Source organism: Cytobacillus spartinae (assembly GCF_042865285.1).
Taxonomy (GTDB): Bacteria; Bacillota; Bacilli; order Bacillales; family Cytobacillaceae; genus Robertmurraya_A; species Robertmurraya_A spartinae.
Genome location: NZ_JBIACK010000025.1, coordinates 1 through 12,767, shown reverse-complemented (window position 1 = coordinate 12,767; position 12,767 = coordinate 1). Strand labels below are relative to the sequence as shown.

Here is a 12,767-nt window from a genome sequence, read left to right as displayed (position 1 = left end):
CTAAGATTTGATAGATCCTAAAATAAATTGTTTTACTTTCTCAAATTCACGATTTTCAATTATGATTCTGTCGTCAGAACTCGTTGCGAAAAATCTAATTGTGTCATATACGTACTCTCTAACCATTTCATTAAAATCATCATCAAATTCAATTGCTTCTTTCCAATCTTGGTAACTAGAGAGATTATCTTCACTAAGTTCAAATTCTTTAACTCCACTTATTTTCGGCTTAGGTAATATCTGATCACAACATGAGCAAAATTCCGATTGTGTTTGATACTCAATTACGATTGTTTTATCCACTATTTACACTCCTTCCTTATGTCGTTTAATGTGTCAATTCTTAGCTAATGTATCAATAATCTTTTCCCTTATGTCCGTTACCTGCTGTCTGCTTATTCCTAAATGCTTACTGATCGCGGTTAAACTCAACCCATCCAGCAAACAATCCAGTACCACTTTTTCTTTTTCATCCGTAACTAATGGAATCCGCTCATTAATCAAATTGACTTCTTCAATGTATTTCTGGAGTCGCTTTGACTTCTCTACTCGTCTTGTGACTTCATTTTCCAGAGCTTTCCCCACTACTCCTTGAGCTTTCGGCATGGTTGCTTCAATCCCATATTGAGCTGTACCTTGAAAGTCTGTTTCCGTTAAGTAATGATCTATCCTTTGAATCTCTTTAACCATCCAGTGGTAGTTTTTTAATAGTCCGTATAATTGATATTTTGACAGCTTAATAGCAACAGTCATTTATTTAACTCCTTTTCCAAAACATCTTCCGCACGTACTTTTAAGTTTTCCGTTAGTGTAAATAGGCATTTCAAACCCCATGAAACGTTGTACTTTGCCTGTGTCTATATAACTTGAACTAATAAACAACCAACCTTTACCGTTACAAGATTTACACTTTTTCATTTACACCCCACCTTAATCGTTATACTTCGAAATTGTCTGTAACAAGCTTGCTTCAGTCCTGGTCTGCTTCATGGACTCCAATCCACTTACATATAATTCCTTTGCAATATCTCTTTCAAATCTTAACTGAGCAATCGTTTCTTCACCCTTAGCTAGATCATTTATTAAAGTAGCTGCATGACCTTCTTTTTTTAGTTTCAGCATTTCTTGCCGTAAAGCTACTTTGTATTTCCTTTCAGCTTCGGCTTTATCCCTAGCAAGATTGAATATCTGTATACTAGCTATATTGAGTCTTTTGCGAACTTCACGCATTTCATGGATGATTTCTGATAGCTCTATATATTTCTTAGGTGGAGCACTCATTTACTCACCTTCAATGTTTAAAATTTTTGCTAATTCTTCATAATATGGTTCCATTTTCTTTTCTATGGTTTCCACACTATTTTCTTCAACGAAATCTTCTAAAACATTCAGCCGATCCATCAGCTCCTTAAACTTACTAATAGGCAATATCACTAAAGCTTCTTTCCTATCTGCTTTTATAATCGCTGCATCCATATTGTCTTTTTCTAAGTAACTGTAGATCATCTTGAACCCGTCTTTTTTTGCTTTAACTTCAAACTTCATACCATAAGCTTCAATATCACCTTTTACATTAGAGGTCATCCCCGAAAGAGGGATACGCTTACCTCCTAAGAAGTTAGCAATCTCTCTTTCTACGCGAGCCCCTTTGTCTCGCTGCATTTTCCCCATCAGCCGACACGCTCTTTGTAAAGTTTCTCTAAAGCTTCATCCGATAACGATTTTAAGTATTCATAACTAAAGTTTGTTTTCCATTCCAGTACACTGATCATATTGTTTCGTTCAAATCCATCTAATTTAATCCCCATCAGTAACCATCCTCCTGCCTTTGATGATTAACAGCATTTTTATCCATGTATGCTTGTTCGATTTGTTCCCATGTAAATCCTAATTTGTGTCCTAAGTGTAAATACATATCGAATATTTCTTGATAGGAATCTTTCACGATTTTTTCTTCTTTGTGAAACATTTGCAGAATGTTCAGTTCCGATATCTTGTAATACAATTCGATAAAATAATCGGTAGTTTCTTTCGGATATATGCCAATCGGAATATACAAAGGATTTTTGTAATCTAATTCAATTCCTAATTCCAATACAAAATGTAATCCATCTACATATTCTTCAAGGAGTGGATTGTAAAATACCTTATCTTCATCCATCATAGCCGGTACTCTTACTGCTGAGGTGTGAGGTACTTGATTAACACTCCAAAACTTAAACCCTCTCCACTCGTTCGCACATTCACCAAGCTCTACTAACAGAGCAAGAACTAATTTATTAAAGCGATCCGGCTCGTTATAGTTGATTCGGTCACGTAATACTTTCTGCATCTTGAACAATTTATCTAAATTCATAATTAAGCACCTTTCCTCATCTTGTCTTGAGCTATTCTGTAGGCCTGTTGCATACTTTTTCCAGTACCTCTTTTAAGTAAATGAGCGATTTCTGCAAATTTGTATCCTTGCATTCTTAGGAGCACCACTCTTTGTTGATGCTTATTAGCTCTTTTTAATAGCTGTTCAAATGTCACTTTGTTCACTACATAGTTCTCTACATTTACCTTAGATGGTAAGAATTCGATCATTTCAGTACCTTCATCTGTCTCGTTGTTGTAACTCATACAAACACGATGATCTCTTTTCTTAGATTCTAAGAACACTATTTCTTTACCAAGTTGACTCCTAACCTTTAAGAATACAAAAGAGATGAAGTTCATTCCTTTATCACGCTTGAACGACTTCAAAGCACTCAGCACTTCGATTCGACCTATCTGTAAGAAGTCCTCAACACTCACTTGGTAAATACGTTCCATACGTTGTGTATTCTTAATGACTACGTTTATGCAGTCCCTAATAATGCGATCGAATAGTCCTCTATTTAACATTTCTTCGACCACCTCACCCAAAAGAGAGTGAGGTAAGTCGTTATCATACTTGGCAATAGTTACGAGCTGTTCATCTGTCGCTAATTCCCATTTCATAACATTCACCTGCTAAAAAGGTAGATCGTCATCTTGAATGTCGATTGTTCCACCATTAGCAAAAGGGTCATCGTTTACTCTTTTGTTTCCGTCATCTTTTGGTGGTGATGAATTGCTATTTCCCTTTGGCTCTAAGAACTGTACAGACTCAGCAACAACTTCAGTAATATAAACTTTCTTTCCATCTTGTCCATCAAACGAGCGTGTTTGAATCTTTCCATCTACCCCAGCAAGTGAACCCTTCTTTAAAAAGTTAGCTGCATTCTCTGCCGGTTTTCTCCAAACTACCACGTTAATAAAATCTGCTTCTCTTTCTCCTTGTTGATTCGTAAAGCTACGATTTACAGCAAGGGTGAAAGTCGCTACTGGTACCCCATTCGGTGTATATCTGAGGTCAGGATCCTTTGTAAGCCTTCCAACTAGAATAACTCGATTCATCATATTAATTTCCTCCGTTCTCTTTCTGTTCGGTCAATTATTGACATATAATATAAATTGGTGAGTTTTACGCTTATTTTCTTAAGAAGATTAAATAAGTAAAGCCTTTTATCTTACTTGGGTATACCTTCACGATTTGCAATGGCTCTCCATCTGAATCTTTTTTAGTGGAAACCTTAACATAGACTTTCATCTTCCCACTCCCTTTGATTCAATAAATCCATTTGCCTTTTATGTCTTAAATCTTCTTCATCCATAAAGTACAATGGGCCATACTTTTTCCTGAATACTTCTTTCCAGTATCTTAAGAGGCTGTCATCCGCATGGACTTTCTTATGGCAGGAATTACAGAGTAATAATCCATTCGTAAATACTCCCCTACCCTTTCCACTACCTTTCGGCTGCACATGATGGCAATGATGACCTTTTCCACCGCACATCTGACAGTTGTTTTCAAAGTGCTTCTTTATCTGATCACGTACAAACTTAGGGAATTTATTCCGGTCTACCTGCTTCTTCACCCTTCTCTTATGATTCGGCTTCGGCACCGCAGGCATTATAGAATCTCCAGTTGAACCATTGCATTAGCTTTTGCTAAATCCCTTAATACTTCATTTTCTTTGGTAAGACGTTTAAGTACTTTATTTACACTTTCAAGTGATTTCTTGTTGTTCTCGAGCTCATAATCTTTTCTCACTAACTGATCACGAGTATCAAGTAATTGATTTAAGTAGTTATCCTTTTCTGTGCGTAAACTATCAAGCTCGTTTTCTACATCTTCACAAGCTGAATTGATGCCCTCAAATTCTTGAATTTTTGCTTCTAGTTTTTTCACTAGTTTATCTTTTTCTACAGCATCTTTATTTGCCTCGTTCAGTTTATCGCTTAATTCATTTATTAAATCCCTAAATTCGGCCGTTTTATCTTTCTTAGGGGTTTTACCCTTCGATGTTATTTTCTCTGTTGTTTTAGACTCTTCCAGAGAATTAAACCACTTTCTTTTTAGTTGAGATACATAAGCAGATGCGATTCCTTTTTGTTTAGCTATTTCTTTATCCGTAATTCCTTGAGCTTTTAAGTCCTGGTATTCTTCTTTCGTCAATTTTGCCACTGGGCCCACTCTCCTTTTACTGAATCCCCATTTTTCCATCATTTGATAAAATGCTTTGCTATCCATATTCAATGCCTTTTGAATGGATCTTTTTTGTACTTCATTTTCCAAAAGAAAGTCTATTTCACTCTTTGTCATGTCCTGACCTTTTGCTAAGATGTTCTTATACTTTTCTTCAGGAGTCCGTTCCTCGGTCAGTGAATGAATCTTTCTACAAATCTTGCAACCTTTACACGTTGTAAAGGTTTCCCCATGTTCATCAATTAGGTCATTTATGAGGATCCTGTTCATCGCTATTTACCAGTTCCACTTACCGTTAATAAATTCAGAGCTTCTTGAATATACTCTTTAGGTTCGTCAACTCTCATAGCAGATTGTAGGATCTGTATCACATACGCTTTCCGGTCTTTTTCGCACTGATGATATTTCAGAAAATCCACTATCTCTTCATCCATCATTTCTTGCCAATCGTAAGGCAAGGCATGGTGTAAAGTGGTGTTGTATTTCTTCATTCCGAAATCATCTTGGGCATAACCAGTTTTAACAACTGTTTTAATTACCTTTTCCGTTACATCATGTCGGCCATCATGTTCAAAATTGATATTTCCTCTAACTTGCTGTATATCCAATTCATCCACCTCATTTAATTAATTCCTGTAGATCATTCCTTACTCTCATTCGGTAAGAACGATTCGATTGTCTTCCTTCGATGTTTCGCACGTCTCCAATAATCCGGCTGATGTTCTTTTCTGTAGGTTTAGGGAAGGATAGGAAATCCCTTACCGGTTCCAGTAGTTCAAGTTCTTCTTTCAAGGCTCTGCGTTCTTCCCTTAGCCTTTTTAATTCCTTCGCCCATTTATAACCATGAGCTGCATTAAAATTAGTAAATTCGATTATGTGAAGAATATCTTGAATCTCAGATTCAAGTTTCTTTAGTGCTTCTTGGTTGAGTTCGTATCGTTTAGGAAAATTAATGTATACATCCCTTACAGCTTGTAAAGCATTAATGATTTCACTCATAAGTCACCTCACCAAAAGTGCCAATTCCTCGGCTGAATCTTGCCTTTATACAAACGATCTAAAGACTGCAAGAACACTGCAATTTCTGACCTACCTAATTCCAATGCCATTTCCTTAATTGGCATATCCTTATTCCATAGCTCATCAAATTCTTTAACCTCAGATGGACTCCAGTACCATTCTGTATCTTCAATGTCCTCTAATGAGGTGTAAATAGTATTTCGTTTAAGTCGAAGGTAGTAGCTCTCAATCTTGCCCTTTGCTTTGTTGTCATTAATCATTGCTATCACCTATCAGGAATTGACTTGTATTTCCTTCTAGGAGTGCTCTAATCTCTGATGGCAAAGCATTTAATTCCTTTTTACGTTTGCTTTGAGTGTCCCAAGCCATTCTGAATTGAGCTCTCAAGGTATCTACATTTTCACTTAAGCAAAGCTCTCTCCAGGTAAAACGCTTTACCATCTCGACTACCTCATCAGGTAAGCTTTCCATCGCTTCTTTTTGCTGATAATAACCATATTTTCGAATAGCTTGTCCGATTAAGCCCCATGCTTCCATTGCATCTATACTTACTGGTTGAGTAATCTGAGCAATAGCTTCACGCAATTCTGCAATAGTTGGGAAGAACTTTGAAGTTGATAATACTTTAAGTAATGCCTTTTCTGCTGTCGGATAATCTATGTCTGATAATGCTTTTTCCCAAAGGATAGCAGTAGGCTTCATATCCTTCTCTTGCATATTGGGGAAGTTAGCAGTTGCAATGGCTAGTAAGTTAATAATCTCTTTACGGTTCATGATTCATCCGCCCAATCTTCTAAACTTTGGAATGCTTTAGGCTTTGTTTTAGTCACTTGATTCTTTTTCTTAATATCCTCACGAACCTTAACAGCAAGTTGATCAAATTGTTTTCTAAGCTTTGCGGGTGATAGGATATTTGTTTTCCAAAAGCTATCTGATTGTGTCCAGTCAATTAAATATCTAAGCTGCTCTTCTGTTCGGTTGTCACGATCTCTCATCAACCTAAATTCATCAGCCCATTTATTTAAGTTAGGCTTTTTAGCATCAGGATTGTTTTCTAACATACGAGAGTACAATTGTTGAGCCATCTCCATGTCGCAAGTTTGAAACTTGTGACAAGAATCTTTATATTCTTTTGTAATATTAGATGTAGTATTAAAAGATGTATTATTATCTTTAAACTTTTCTTTAATAGGGGTATTTAACTTTTCTTTAATAGGCTCATTAACAATTCTTAAATACCTATTTAAGATTTCTTTACTACCCTCTTTATAATTGATTTCTGACTGGATATAGCCTTTTTCTACAAGCTGATTGATCCATTTAGATATTGAAACTTTGCTAACTCCGTATAGATCTGAAAAGTAAGAGTTGCTCGCCCAACAAAATCCTTTTTCATTACATAAAGCTGTAATCTCTCCATATAATAATTTTGCATTCGGGGTTAACTCTTCATCATATCGGACATTCGCAGGAATAATAGCGTAGTAGCTTTTTTGCACTTTTTTCACTTCCTTGGTATAAAACTTGTCCAATGTGATATATTAATAGTGAATGTTTTATTTTGGGTCTGATGTTGGCGCATCAGGCTTTTTTATATATTCCCACTTCTGGAAGTACTCATTGTACTTGTGGGAACGTTTTGGTCTGATTCTTATGTTTTGTAAATTATCAGGAATATCTTTGGATGGAATGACAAATGGATAAACCTGCTTCCCTTTAATTCCTACACAAACGATATAATCACAAGTTTTCCTATATAGCTTCTTACTCCGGCCGTTAGGTAGAAAAATCCGGTGGTCTGATTCGATGTGATTGCATTCAGGCTTATTTGTTAAAGAGAAGTTAAAGGTTCCATTCAGATCACTTGCTGTCTTAACTTCGATTCTAAGGACTTTATTAACGAGCAAATCATAAAGACTTGTTTTATCCTGTTCGTTTAAATTTTTAACTTCACAACCCAGTGCGGTTAATTTCTTAATGACATATTCCTCACCAAGTTCCCCAACGCTTTTTCTCGTCTTAATATCATATGCTTTTCTCAAATGACAAATCGCTGTACGATCTATCCCAATGAAACTAGCAATTTCTGAATCTGATAATCCTCTTTTGGTATAAAGATGTTTAAGTAGCTTTCTTGTAATTAATCCAGCACTCACTTACTTCACTCCTTTCAATCCTTTTTGAATTAATTCGCTAATAAAAGCTGAACGACTGATAACTTTCTTTTCCTCCTGGATCTTCACTAAACGTTGATTCTCTAACTTGTCCAACAACGTCTTATCAATCGTTAAATTAATGCATGGCTTCATATTCTCACATCCTTCCAAGTCTAGTGGTCTGTTGGACTTACAACCTTATCTTACCATTCACAAGTCTAGTGGTCTAGTGGAATCAACTAGGTCTTAAGACTGATTTTTATTGGTCTAGTGGAATAATAGGCTGTATTGAACATATAATGTAGGTTAAGGTTATATTTGATTATTTATGTTTAATAAAAGGAGTTGATCCTCGTGTCTGGTCACAAGAAAACCCCTAATGCAAAACCGATTATTAACATCACCATAGATGATGAGCTGCTTAAGCATGTTGAAGATTACCAATTCGAAAACCGTATTAAGAATCGCTCTGAAGCTATTAGACAATTACTCTTAAAAGGTATGGAAGTACTGGATAAGGAGAAGCAGAAGCAGGGAGAGTAAACCTCCCTACTTCGCTATTTCTTCGAACTGTGACACAACGAATTATATTTTTTCACCCAATATACTCATTACTTTTCTAACAGCTTGTAATGCTCCTAAATTTAAATCCATCATTGATTTATTCATTAATTCAGCATGTTTTTCATAAGCCGTTAAACATTCATCACGATATTTTAATATCTCTATTTTCCGCTTGTTAGTTATGATGTTCAGTGAGTTGTTTATAAATATATCTTTTTCAGCATGTTTTTCAGCCATATCGCAATTTTCTTCTTGTAATCCTTTGATTTTTGGAATCATGTCATCAAACAAACTTATAAGGCTATCTCTGTCTAACGAATCAACATCACGATAAAATTCATTTATTAAATCATCTAATTCTCTATCCACTTCTAACCCCTCCATTTACTGCACATTTTGTGTCAACTGTTCATCATGTATTGTATGACTGTATTCCCATAGTTCACTTTCACAGCAAGGACAACACTTTGGATTTTCATCCTTTTCCACCGCAAATGCCCTTACACATTCTTCGCAGTTATAAACATCAAAACTCACTGATCTAACCCTCCTACATACTCAAGTATTTTTTTCTGTAGGTTCTTTGGTGCTATGTAGAATACTCCTAAGATGATTGCTGCTAATGAAATGATATATAATCCAGTGAGCAAGGCTCCCATCACAATTCCCCTTTCCAAGCAAGGAGCCGAAGCTCCTCACTTGATATCATTGATATAACTGAAATCAGCTTGCATTTTCATAACGTCACCTTTATAGAAATGGAATAAATAATGTCTGTTTAAAGCTGTTAAACGGTCTGTCAATTCATCCATTTCACGTACTTTAGCGATTAATCCCAAAACCATTGTGTAAGATTCACCATCAATATCATCTAACAGGTCAAAGTGTTCCTCGATTTGGTCTAATGTCCATTCCATGCTGTTCTCTCCTTTGATGTTTGATTAGCCAATCAACTCTAAGTAATGGATCACACTCGTTACTTTCTTTTTCCTTCTGCAATATTCACACTTACCACAAGACTTAGGTTCTAATTGACCTAATTTAACCTCTCTAATACGTTCCATTCTTCCTTCTACTTGCTGTAACTCAATTGCTAAGCTGTCATAATCGATTGTGATAACCGCTTTATCTGGTGGGGTTTCTTTGGAGACTGCCACAATGAAGTTTTCCAACCATTCTCCGCCTCTATTTTGATTCTCTATTTCTGAATAAATCGCCATTTGAGTGATATAACCATAAGCTTCTACAAATGAACAGTAGCCTATTTCATCGTGCCAATATTTTTCATAAATCGCTTTGACTGTCTTTAAATCAGCAAACCTTCCAAACTGAGGGTTATAAACATCCATTCGTATCTTCCAAGGAAGTCCAAACAGTTCCCCAGTCATAACGACTTCTTTCTGACCGTCTAGAGCCATCATCACGAAAGCATCTGCTTTCAACACTTCAATCATTTCATCAGCTAATTTATACTGAGCCTTCAACTGACCTTTTGTTGCTCCTCTGGTACTGAATAAATCAGGATTGCTTTCAATGAATTCATCCATTGTTCCATCTAACCAAGCGTGAACATATGAACCAAAAAGTAGAGCATCACTCTTTGGTTCTTCATATTCACCGTTTAATTTAGCCATAGTTGCAGCTTCGCACTTCAAAAAGCTTTTATATTGCGATACAGACATAAAGTGGCGATCTGCTTCGTTTGAGTAGTAATTATCCTTAGTTAACTTCATTCGAATCACCTTCTTTGAATTGTTGCTCTAATGAGGTTTTAGGAACATCTATCTTTTCCGTTACTTTAAAGAAGTCCTCACGTTTTGCCATTCCATCTTTTAAAGATTGATTAATACTGCTTAATGTCACGAAGTCTTGTTCAGTAAAAGATTCAACATTATGACCTAACTTCGCCTCAACCATTTCTTGAGTGATTCCATATTGAGTTTGGAACCATCTTAAAACTTTAACCACTCTATCTTTTAAAGGCTCTGAATAACTGTTCTGTAAAGTTTGGTGACACTGCGCTACTGCGTTATCGATGATGTCACCAGGGATAACTCCAAGGATACAAGCTCTTAAACGTCTTGCTCCATTGTTGGCGATGTGTTCATAAATATCTCTTGGATCTGTCAGCTTACTCATTTTCCCTTTTGCATATCTTTCGTGCTTAACTTGGAATACTTTCTCTTGACGAGTGTTTGATTCCATATCCCATGCATAAGCAACTACTGTAGACTCACCATTTTTTTGTTCTAGCTCTTTAATCCCGAAATTAATATTTCCCCAGTACTGAGCGATTGTCTCTGCTAATCGAATTGAAGGGCCGGTAACGGTTGTATTACCTCTTGGGTAGGAATAGAGAGCTGTTTCAGCTAAGGTCTTTCTTTTACACGCGTTCAGTATCTTTATTTCCGCTTGAACCTCATTGCGAGGGAATTGTTTCGCTAAGAATATTTGCGACTGCACTTCAGCCATTTCTCTGCTTTTGGCACTTTGAGCATTTACACTTGGGTTTTCTTGGTTATCAAATTGCATTTGTAAACTATTCACTTTTGTTCCTCCTTTGATATAATGAGGTTAGAGTTTTTAAAAGGGGAGCAGAATTAGGTGGCAGCCTATCTGCTCTTTTTACATGTTGAGTGGTAATAAAATTTCCCCCTCACTGTTCGCATCACATTTAAGACCCTCTTTATGTTCTATACATGGTGTAAAATCATTGTCGTGAGTGGTTTGACATTCCTCGCAATAGTAGATACTCATTTTTATCACCCCTCTGGTTTAGGATAGATTTCCCTCGTATTGTATATCTACGTTTGATAAGTCGTGTATGGCAGCAAATGAGCGTATCACTTCATCTATGATTCCAACATCTAGCCCATTATCAAAATAGACCGCAAAGGCTTCATATACTTCATCCGCATCAACCAGCACCCAATCATCCTCAAATCGGTTATTAACGTAAGACCAGATTTTGTCACGCATAGTTTTCTTCTTCCATTCCGCTTAGATCTACATCTTCTTCCATGACCTTCAATTCATTTAGAAGTTTTTCTCTCTTTTCTTCATTACTTAGGGTGTAATAAACACTACAAGCTACAGGTGATTCAAAAACATTTAAACTAAACGTTTCAATTTGATCGTTATCTTCAATAGAAGCTCCTGTTAATTTAGAGAAGTGGTTGATAAGGTCTTTAGCTTCTCCTTTTGATTTGATACGAAAAAAACTCAATCTTACATCTGCACCTTTTTCTAAAGCTTCACGAACAACATCTAATTTTTGTTCAATCGACTTTTCCATTTTTCAATCACTCCTAAGAAATTTTCTTTTGTTCCTCTTTTTTGATGTTCTCCACTACGAATTTGTACAACATTTGTTGAGCTTCTTTTTTCACTTGTTCAAAATGTGGACCTTTCACTACAACTACTTTCATTTTCTTCCTCCGTTGTGGTTTATTTGTCGTGTACTTATATACCACAAGACGTTAAAATAAATCCTGAATACTTACACCTAACTCTGCTGCAATTCGTTCCAATAACGCTACACTTGGTCTTACCTTACCATTCTCAACCTTATTCAAGTGGGTACGATCAATGTTCAAGCGTTCAGCTAGTTCAGTTTGGGAAATTTTTTGCCTTTTACGGATGATTGATATTTTATTGTTTTCCATGTGTTCTCTCCTTTCTTGTGGTTTGTTGTACCACTTGATATTTATAATATATCACCCTGTGGTAATATATGCAACAATTTAATTTAATTATTTTATTTTAAATTGTGGTACATTAGACACATGGGATTTTCGAATAAGGCGAGGTGTGATAATAGGTGGCTAAACAGTATGATGAACTTATGGGGAGCAGGATAAGAGACCTTAGAGAAAAGACAGGGCTAACCCTAAGAGAAGTTGCCGAACAAATTAATATGGACTATAGCTATTTAGGGAGAGTGGAGAGAGGCTTTATTCCCTCAACTAATAAAATTAAAACAATAGCTGAGTTTTTCAAAGTAGATATATCTTATTTAATGGGGGAACAGTTAGAAGTTCCTTTGGAGCTAAGAGATAAAATTAAAGAGTGGAGATCCGTTATAGAAGAAACCGAACGAAGAGGATATACTCCAGAAGACATTGAAAAACTTCTTGATACCTTGGATATGATTAGTAGAAAGAACAAATCTTGACAGAATATTATCATTTTTGTCACAATGTGGCTTTTTTCTACACCTTTCGACAGTATATACCTATTTCCGAAATCTAACTTAATTGGTATACTTAAATAAAAGGATATAGGAACATCTGTTCGCATCTTGGGAGGGGAATATTGTTGGAAGGTTACCAAGTGTATTACAGTGAAGTATTGTACGAAGGGGATGCGATCTTCATTGACGATGAAAAGGTGTTAGTCGGAACTAAAAAGAGAGAAGATGGCGAATAACCATCTTCTTTTTGTTTGCACTACCGTATTGTAATAACAATTTCATT

Annotated in this window: 27 protein-coding genes; 2 read left to right on the top strand and 25 right to left on the bottom strand. The window is 36.0% G+C overall.

The genetic code is table 11. From position 1 onward, the window contains the following. From ACFYKX_RS26500 to ACFYKX_RS26420, 17 genes are all read right to left on the bottom strand, one after another. Positions 1-303, bottom strand: coding sequence for a hypothetical protein (locus ACFYKX_RS26500; protein WP_389365230.1), 303 nt, complete (start codon positions 301-303; stop codon positions 1-3). A gap of 33 nt (positions 304-336) precedes the next feature. After that, positions 337-753, bottom strand: a complete 417-nt coding sequence (locus ACFYKX_RS26495) for a helix-turn-helix domain-containing protein (protein ID WP_389365228.1) — start codon at positions 751-753, stop codon at positions 337-339. A 177-nt stretch (positions 754-930) separates the two neighbouring features. Then, a complete protein-coding gene (locus tag ACFYKX_RS26490; RefSeq protein WP_389365226.1) occupies positions 931-1,281 on the bottom strand; it encodes a hypothetical protein in 351 nt (116 codons plus the stop codon). After that, complete coding sequence (locus ACFYKX_RS26485; protein ID WP_389365224.1) at positions 1,282-1,671, bottom strand: hypothetical protein; 390 nt, start codon at positions 1,669-1,671, stop codon at positions 1,282-1,284. Further along, positions 1,671-1,808: a BH0509 family protein gene (locus ACFYKX_RS26480; RefSeq protein WP_389365222.1), complete on the bottom strand. Its 138-nt coding sequence runs from the start codon at positions 1,806-1,808 to the stop codon at positions 1,671-1,673. Before ACFYKX_RS26480 ends, ACFYKX_RS26485 begins: the two co-directional genes overlap by 1 nt. After that, positions 1,808-2,356 carry a dUTP diphosphatase gene (locus tag ACFYKX_RS26475; RefSeq protein ID WP_389365220.1) on the bottom strand — a complete coding sequence of 183 codons (549 nt, stop codon included), beginning with the start codon at positions 2,354-2,356 and terminating at the stop codon, positions 1,808-1,810. The genes ACFYKX_RS26480 and ACFYKX_RS26475 overlap by 1 nt, the downstream gene beginning before the upstream one ends. Positions 2,357-2,358: 2 nt before the next feature. Then, a complete protein-coding gene (locus ACFYKX_RS26470; protein WP_389365218.1) occupies positions 2,359-2,982 on the bottom strand; it encodes a hypothetical protein in 624 nt (207 codons plus the stop codon). A 12-nt stretch (positions 2,983-2,994) separates the two neighbouring features. Then, positions 2,995-3,423 (bottom strand): single-stranded DNA-binding protein, encoded by a 429-nt coding sequence (gene ssb / locus ACFYKX_RS26465; protein ID WP_389365216.1) that lies wholly within the window; start codon positions 3,421-3,423, stop codon positions 2,995-2,997. Between the two features lie 173 nt (positions 3,424-3,596). Further along, positions 3,597-3,977: an HNH endonuclease gene (locus ACFYKX_RS26460; protein ID WP_389365214.1), complete on the bottom strand. Its 381-nt coding sequence runs from the start codon at positions 3,975-3,977 to the stop codon at positions 3,597-3,599. After that, on the bottom strand, positions 3,977-4,822 hold the full coding sequence (locus ACFYKX_RS26455) for a hypothetical protein (protein WP_389365212.1): 846 nt from the start codon (positions 4,820-4,822) through the stop codon (positions 3,977-3,979). Before ACFYKX_RS26455 ends, ACFYKX_RS26460 begins: the two co-directional genes overlap by 1 nt. A gap of 2 nt (positions 4,823-4,824) precedes the next feature. Next, positions 4,825-5,160 (bottom strand): hypothetical protein, encoded by a 336-nt coding sequence (locus ACFYKX_RS26450; protein ID WP_389365210.1) that lies wholly within the window; start codon positions 5,158-5,160, stop codon positions 4,825-4,827. Positions 5,161-5,170: 10 nt separating this feature from the next. After that, positions 5,171-5,551, bottom strand: a complete 381-nt coding sequence (locus ACFYKX_RS26445) for a hypothetical protein (RefSeq protein ID WP_389365209.1) — start codon at positions 5,549-5,551, stop codon at positions 5,171-5,173. An 8-nt stretch (positions 5,552-5,559) separates the two neighbouring features. Further along, positions 5,560-5,832, bottom strand: coding sequence for a hypothetical protein (locus ACFYKX_RS26440; protein ID WP_389365207.1), 273 nt, complete (start codon positions 5,830-5,832; stop codon positions 5,560-5,562). Further along, entirely contained in the window at positions 5,825-6,346 is a 522-nt protein-coding gene (locus tag ACFYKX_RS26435) for a replicative helicase loader/inhibitor (protein ID WP_389365205.1), read from the bottom strand. The genes ACFYKX_RS26440 and ACFYKX_RS26435 overlap by 8 nt, the downstream gene beginning before the upstream one ends. Beyond that, positions 6,343-7,071, bottom strand: coding sequence for a helix-turn-helix domain-containing protein (locus ACFYKX_RS26430; RefSeq protein WP_389365204.1), 729 nt, complete (start codon positions 7,069-7,071; stop codon positions 6,343-6,345). Before ACFYKX_RS26430 ends, ACFYKX_RS26435 begins: the two co-directional genes overlap by 4 nt. Positions 7,072-7,128: 57 nt before the next feature. Then, complete coding sequence (locus tag ACFYKX_RS26425) at positions 7,129-7,728, bottom strand: hypothetical protein (RefSeq protein WP_389365202.1); 600 nt, start codon at positions 7,726-7,728, stop codon at positions 7,129-7,131. Continuing rightward, positions 7,729-7,881 carry a hypothetical protein gene (locus ACFYKX_RS26420; protein ID WP_389365200.1) on the bottom strand — a complete coding sequence of 51 codons (153 nt, stop codon included), beginning with the start codon at positions 7,879-7,881 and terminating at the stop codon, positions 7,729-7,731. It abuts the gene before it with no gap. 201 nt (positions 7,882-8,082) lie between these two features. On the opposite strand from ACFYKX_RS26420, the gene ACFYKX_RS26415 reads away from it, so the two are divergent. Then, positions 8,083-8,271: a ribbon-helix-helix domain-containing protein gene (locus ACFYKX_RS26415; protein ID WP_389365198.1), complete on the top strand. Its 189-nt coding sequence runs from the start codon at positions 8,083-8,085 to the stop codon at positions 8,269-8,271. 42 nt (positions 8,272-8,313) lie between these two features. On the opposite strand, the gene ACFYKX_RS26410 is transcribed toward ACFYKX_RS26415, so the two are convergent. The 8 genes from ACFYKX_RS26410 to ACFYKX_RS26375 form a co-directional block, all read right to left on the bottom strand. Next, on the bottom strand, positions 8,314-8,661 hold the full coding sequence (locus tag ACFYKX_RS26410; RefSeq protein ID WP_389365196.1) for a hypothetical protein: 348 nt from the start codon (positions 8,659-8,661) through the stop codon (positions 8,314-8,316). 164 nt (positions 8,662-8,825) lie between these two features. Continuing rightward, on the bottom strand, positions 8,826-8,951 hold the full coding sequence (locus tag ACFYKX_RS26405; RefSeq protein ID WP_389365194.1) for a hypothetical protein: 126 nt from the start codon (positions 8,949-8,951) through the stop codon (positions 8,826-8,828). 36 nt (positions 8,952-8,987) lie between these two features. Beyond that, positions 8,988-9,209, bottom strand: a complete 222-nt coding sequence (locus ACFYKX_RS26400) for a hypothetical protein (protein WP_389365192.1) — start codon at positions 9,207-9,209, stop codon at positions 8,988-8,990. A 24-nt stretch (positions 9,210-9,233) separates the two neighbouring features. Continuing rightward, a complete protein-coding gene (locus tag ACFYKX_RS26395) occupies positions 9,234-10,025 on the bottom strand; it encodes a PD-(D/E)XK nuclease-like domain-containing protein (RefSeq protein ID WP_389365190.1) in 792 nt (263 codons plus the stop codon). Further along, positions 10,012-10,839, bottom strand: a complete 828-nt coding sequence (locus ACFYKX_RS26390) for a hypothetical protein (RefSeq protein ID WP_389365188.1) — start codon at positions 10,837-10,839, stop codon at positions 10,012-10,014. Before ACFYKX_RS26390 ends, ACFYKX_RS26395 begins: the two co-directional genes overlap by 14 nt. A 228-nt stretch (positions 10,840-11,067) precedes the next feature. Then, the gene (locus tag ACFYKX_RS26385) at positions 11,068-11,271 is read right to left on the bottom strand and encodes a hypothetical protein (protein ID WP_389365186.1); all 204 of its coding nucleotides are present in this window, start codon (positions 11,269-11,271) and stop codon (positions 11,068-11,070) included. After that, positions 11,264-11,587 carry a hypothetical protein gene (locus tag ACFYKX_RS26380; protein WP_389365184.1) on the bottom strand — a complete coding sequence of 108 codons (324 nt, stop codon included), beginning with the start codon at positions 11,585-11,587 and terminating at the stop codon, positions 11,264-11,266. The genes ACFYKX_RS26385 and ACFYKX_RS26380 overlap by 8 nt, the downstream gene beginning before the upstream one ends. A 184-nt stretch (positions 11,588-11,771) precedes the next feature. Continuing rightward, the gene (locus ACFYKX_RS26375) at positions 11,772-11,957 is read right to left on the bottom strand and encodes a helix-turn-helix transcriptional regulator (RefSeq protein ID WP_389365182.1); all 186 of its coding nucleotides are present in this window, start codon (positions 11,955-11,957) and stop codon (positions 11,772-11,774) included. Between the two features lie 155 nt (positions 11,958-12,112). On the opposite strand from ACFYKX_RS26375, the gene ACFYKX_RS26370 reads away from it, so the two are divergent. After that, a complete protein-coding gene (locus ACFYKX_RS26370) occupies positions 12,113-12,466 on the top strand; it encodes a helix-turn-helix domain-containing protein (protein WP_389365180.1) in 354 nt (117 codons plus the stop codon). Positions 12,467-12,767: the final 301 nt, after the last annotated feature.

Coding starts and splice junctions, on each gene's coding strand:
- ACFYKX_RS26495 (WP_389365228.1), bottom strand. CDS start 753: ATGACTGTTGCTATTAAGCTGTCAAAATATCAATTATACGGACTATTA.
- ACFYKX_RS26490 (WP_389365226.1), bottom strand. CDS start 1,281: ATGAGTGCTCCACCTAAGAAATATATAGAGCTATCAGAAATCATCCAT.
- ACFYKX_RS26485 (WP_389365224.1), bottom strand. CDS start 1,671: ATGGGGAAAATGCAGCGAGACAAAGGGGCTCGCGTAGAAAGAGAGATT.
- ACFYKX_RS26480 (WP_389365222.1), bottom strand. CDS start 1,808: ATGGGGATTAAATTAGATGGATTTGAACGAAACAATATGATCAGTGTA.
- ACFYKX_RS26475 (WP_389365220.1), bottom strand. CDS start 2,356: ATGAATTTAGATAAATTGTTCAAGATGCAGAAAGTATTACGTGACCGA.
- ACFYKX_RS26470 (WP_389365218.1), bottom strand. CDS start 2,982: ATGAAATGGGAATTAGCGACAGATGAACAGCTCGTAACTATTGCCAAG.
- ssb (WP_389365216.1), bottom strand. CDS start 3,423: ATGATGAATCGAGTTATTCTAGTTGGAAGGCTTACAAAGGATCCTGAC.
- ACFYKX_RS26460 (WP_389365214.1), bottom strand. CDS start 3,977: ATGCCTGCGGTGCCGAAGCCGAATCATAAGAGAAGGGTGAAGAAGCAG.
- ACFYKX_RS26455 (WP_389365212.1), bottom strand. CDS start 4,822: ATGAACAGGATCCTCATAAATGACCTAATTGATGAACATGGGGAAACC.
- ACFYKX_RS26445 (WP_389365209.1), bottom strand. CDS start 5,551: ATGAGTGAAATCATTAATGCTTTACAAGCTGTAAGGGATGTATACATT.
- ACFYKX_RS26440 (WP_389365207.1), bottom strand. CDS start 5,832: ATGATTAATGACAACAAAGCAAAGGGCAAGATTGAGAGCTACTACCTT.
- ACFYKX_RS26435 (WP_389365205.1), bottom strand. CDS start 6,346: ATGAACCGTAAAGAGATTATTAACTTACTAGCCATTGCAACTGCTAAC.
- ACFYKX_RS26420 (WP_389365200.1), bottom strand. CDS start 7,881: ATGAAGCCATGCATTAATTTAACGATTGATAAGACGTTGTTGGACAAG.
- ACFYKX_RS26405 (WP_389365194.1), bottom strand. CDS start 8,951: ATGGGAGCCTTGCTCACTGGATTATATATCATTTCATTAGCAGCAATC.
- ACFYKX_RS26400 (WP_389365192.1), bottom strand. CDS start 9,209: ATGGAATGGACATTAGACCAAATCGAGGAACACTTTGACCTGTTAGAT.
- ACFYKX_RS26395 (WP_389365190.1), bottom strand. CDS start 10,025: ATGAAGTTAACTAAGGATAATTACTACTCAAACGAAGCAGATCGCCAC.
- ACFYKX_RS26385 (WP_389365186.1), bottom strand. CDS start 11,271: ATGCGTGACAAAATCTGGTCTTACGTTAATAACCGATTTGAGGATGAT.
- ACFYKX_RS26380 (WP_389365184.1), bottom strand. CDS start 11,587: ATGGAAAAGTCGATTGAACAAAAATTAGATGTTGTTCGTGAAGCTTTA.
- ACFYKX_RS26375 (WP_389365182.1), bottom strand. CDS start 11,957: ATGGAAAACAATAAAATATCAATCATCCGTAAAAGGCAAAAAATTTCC.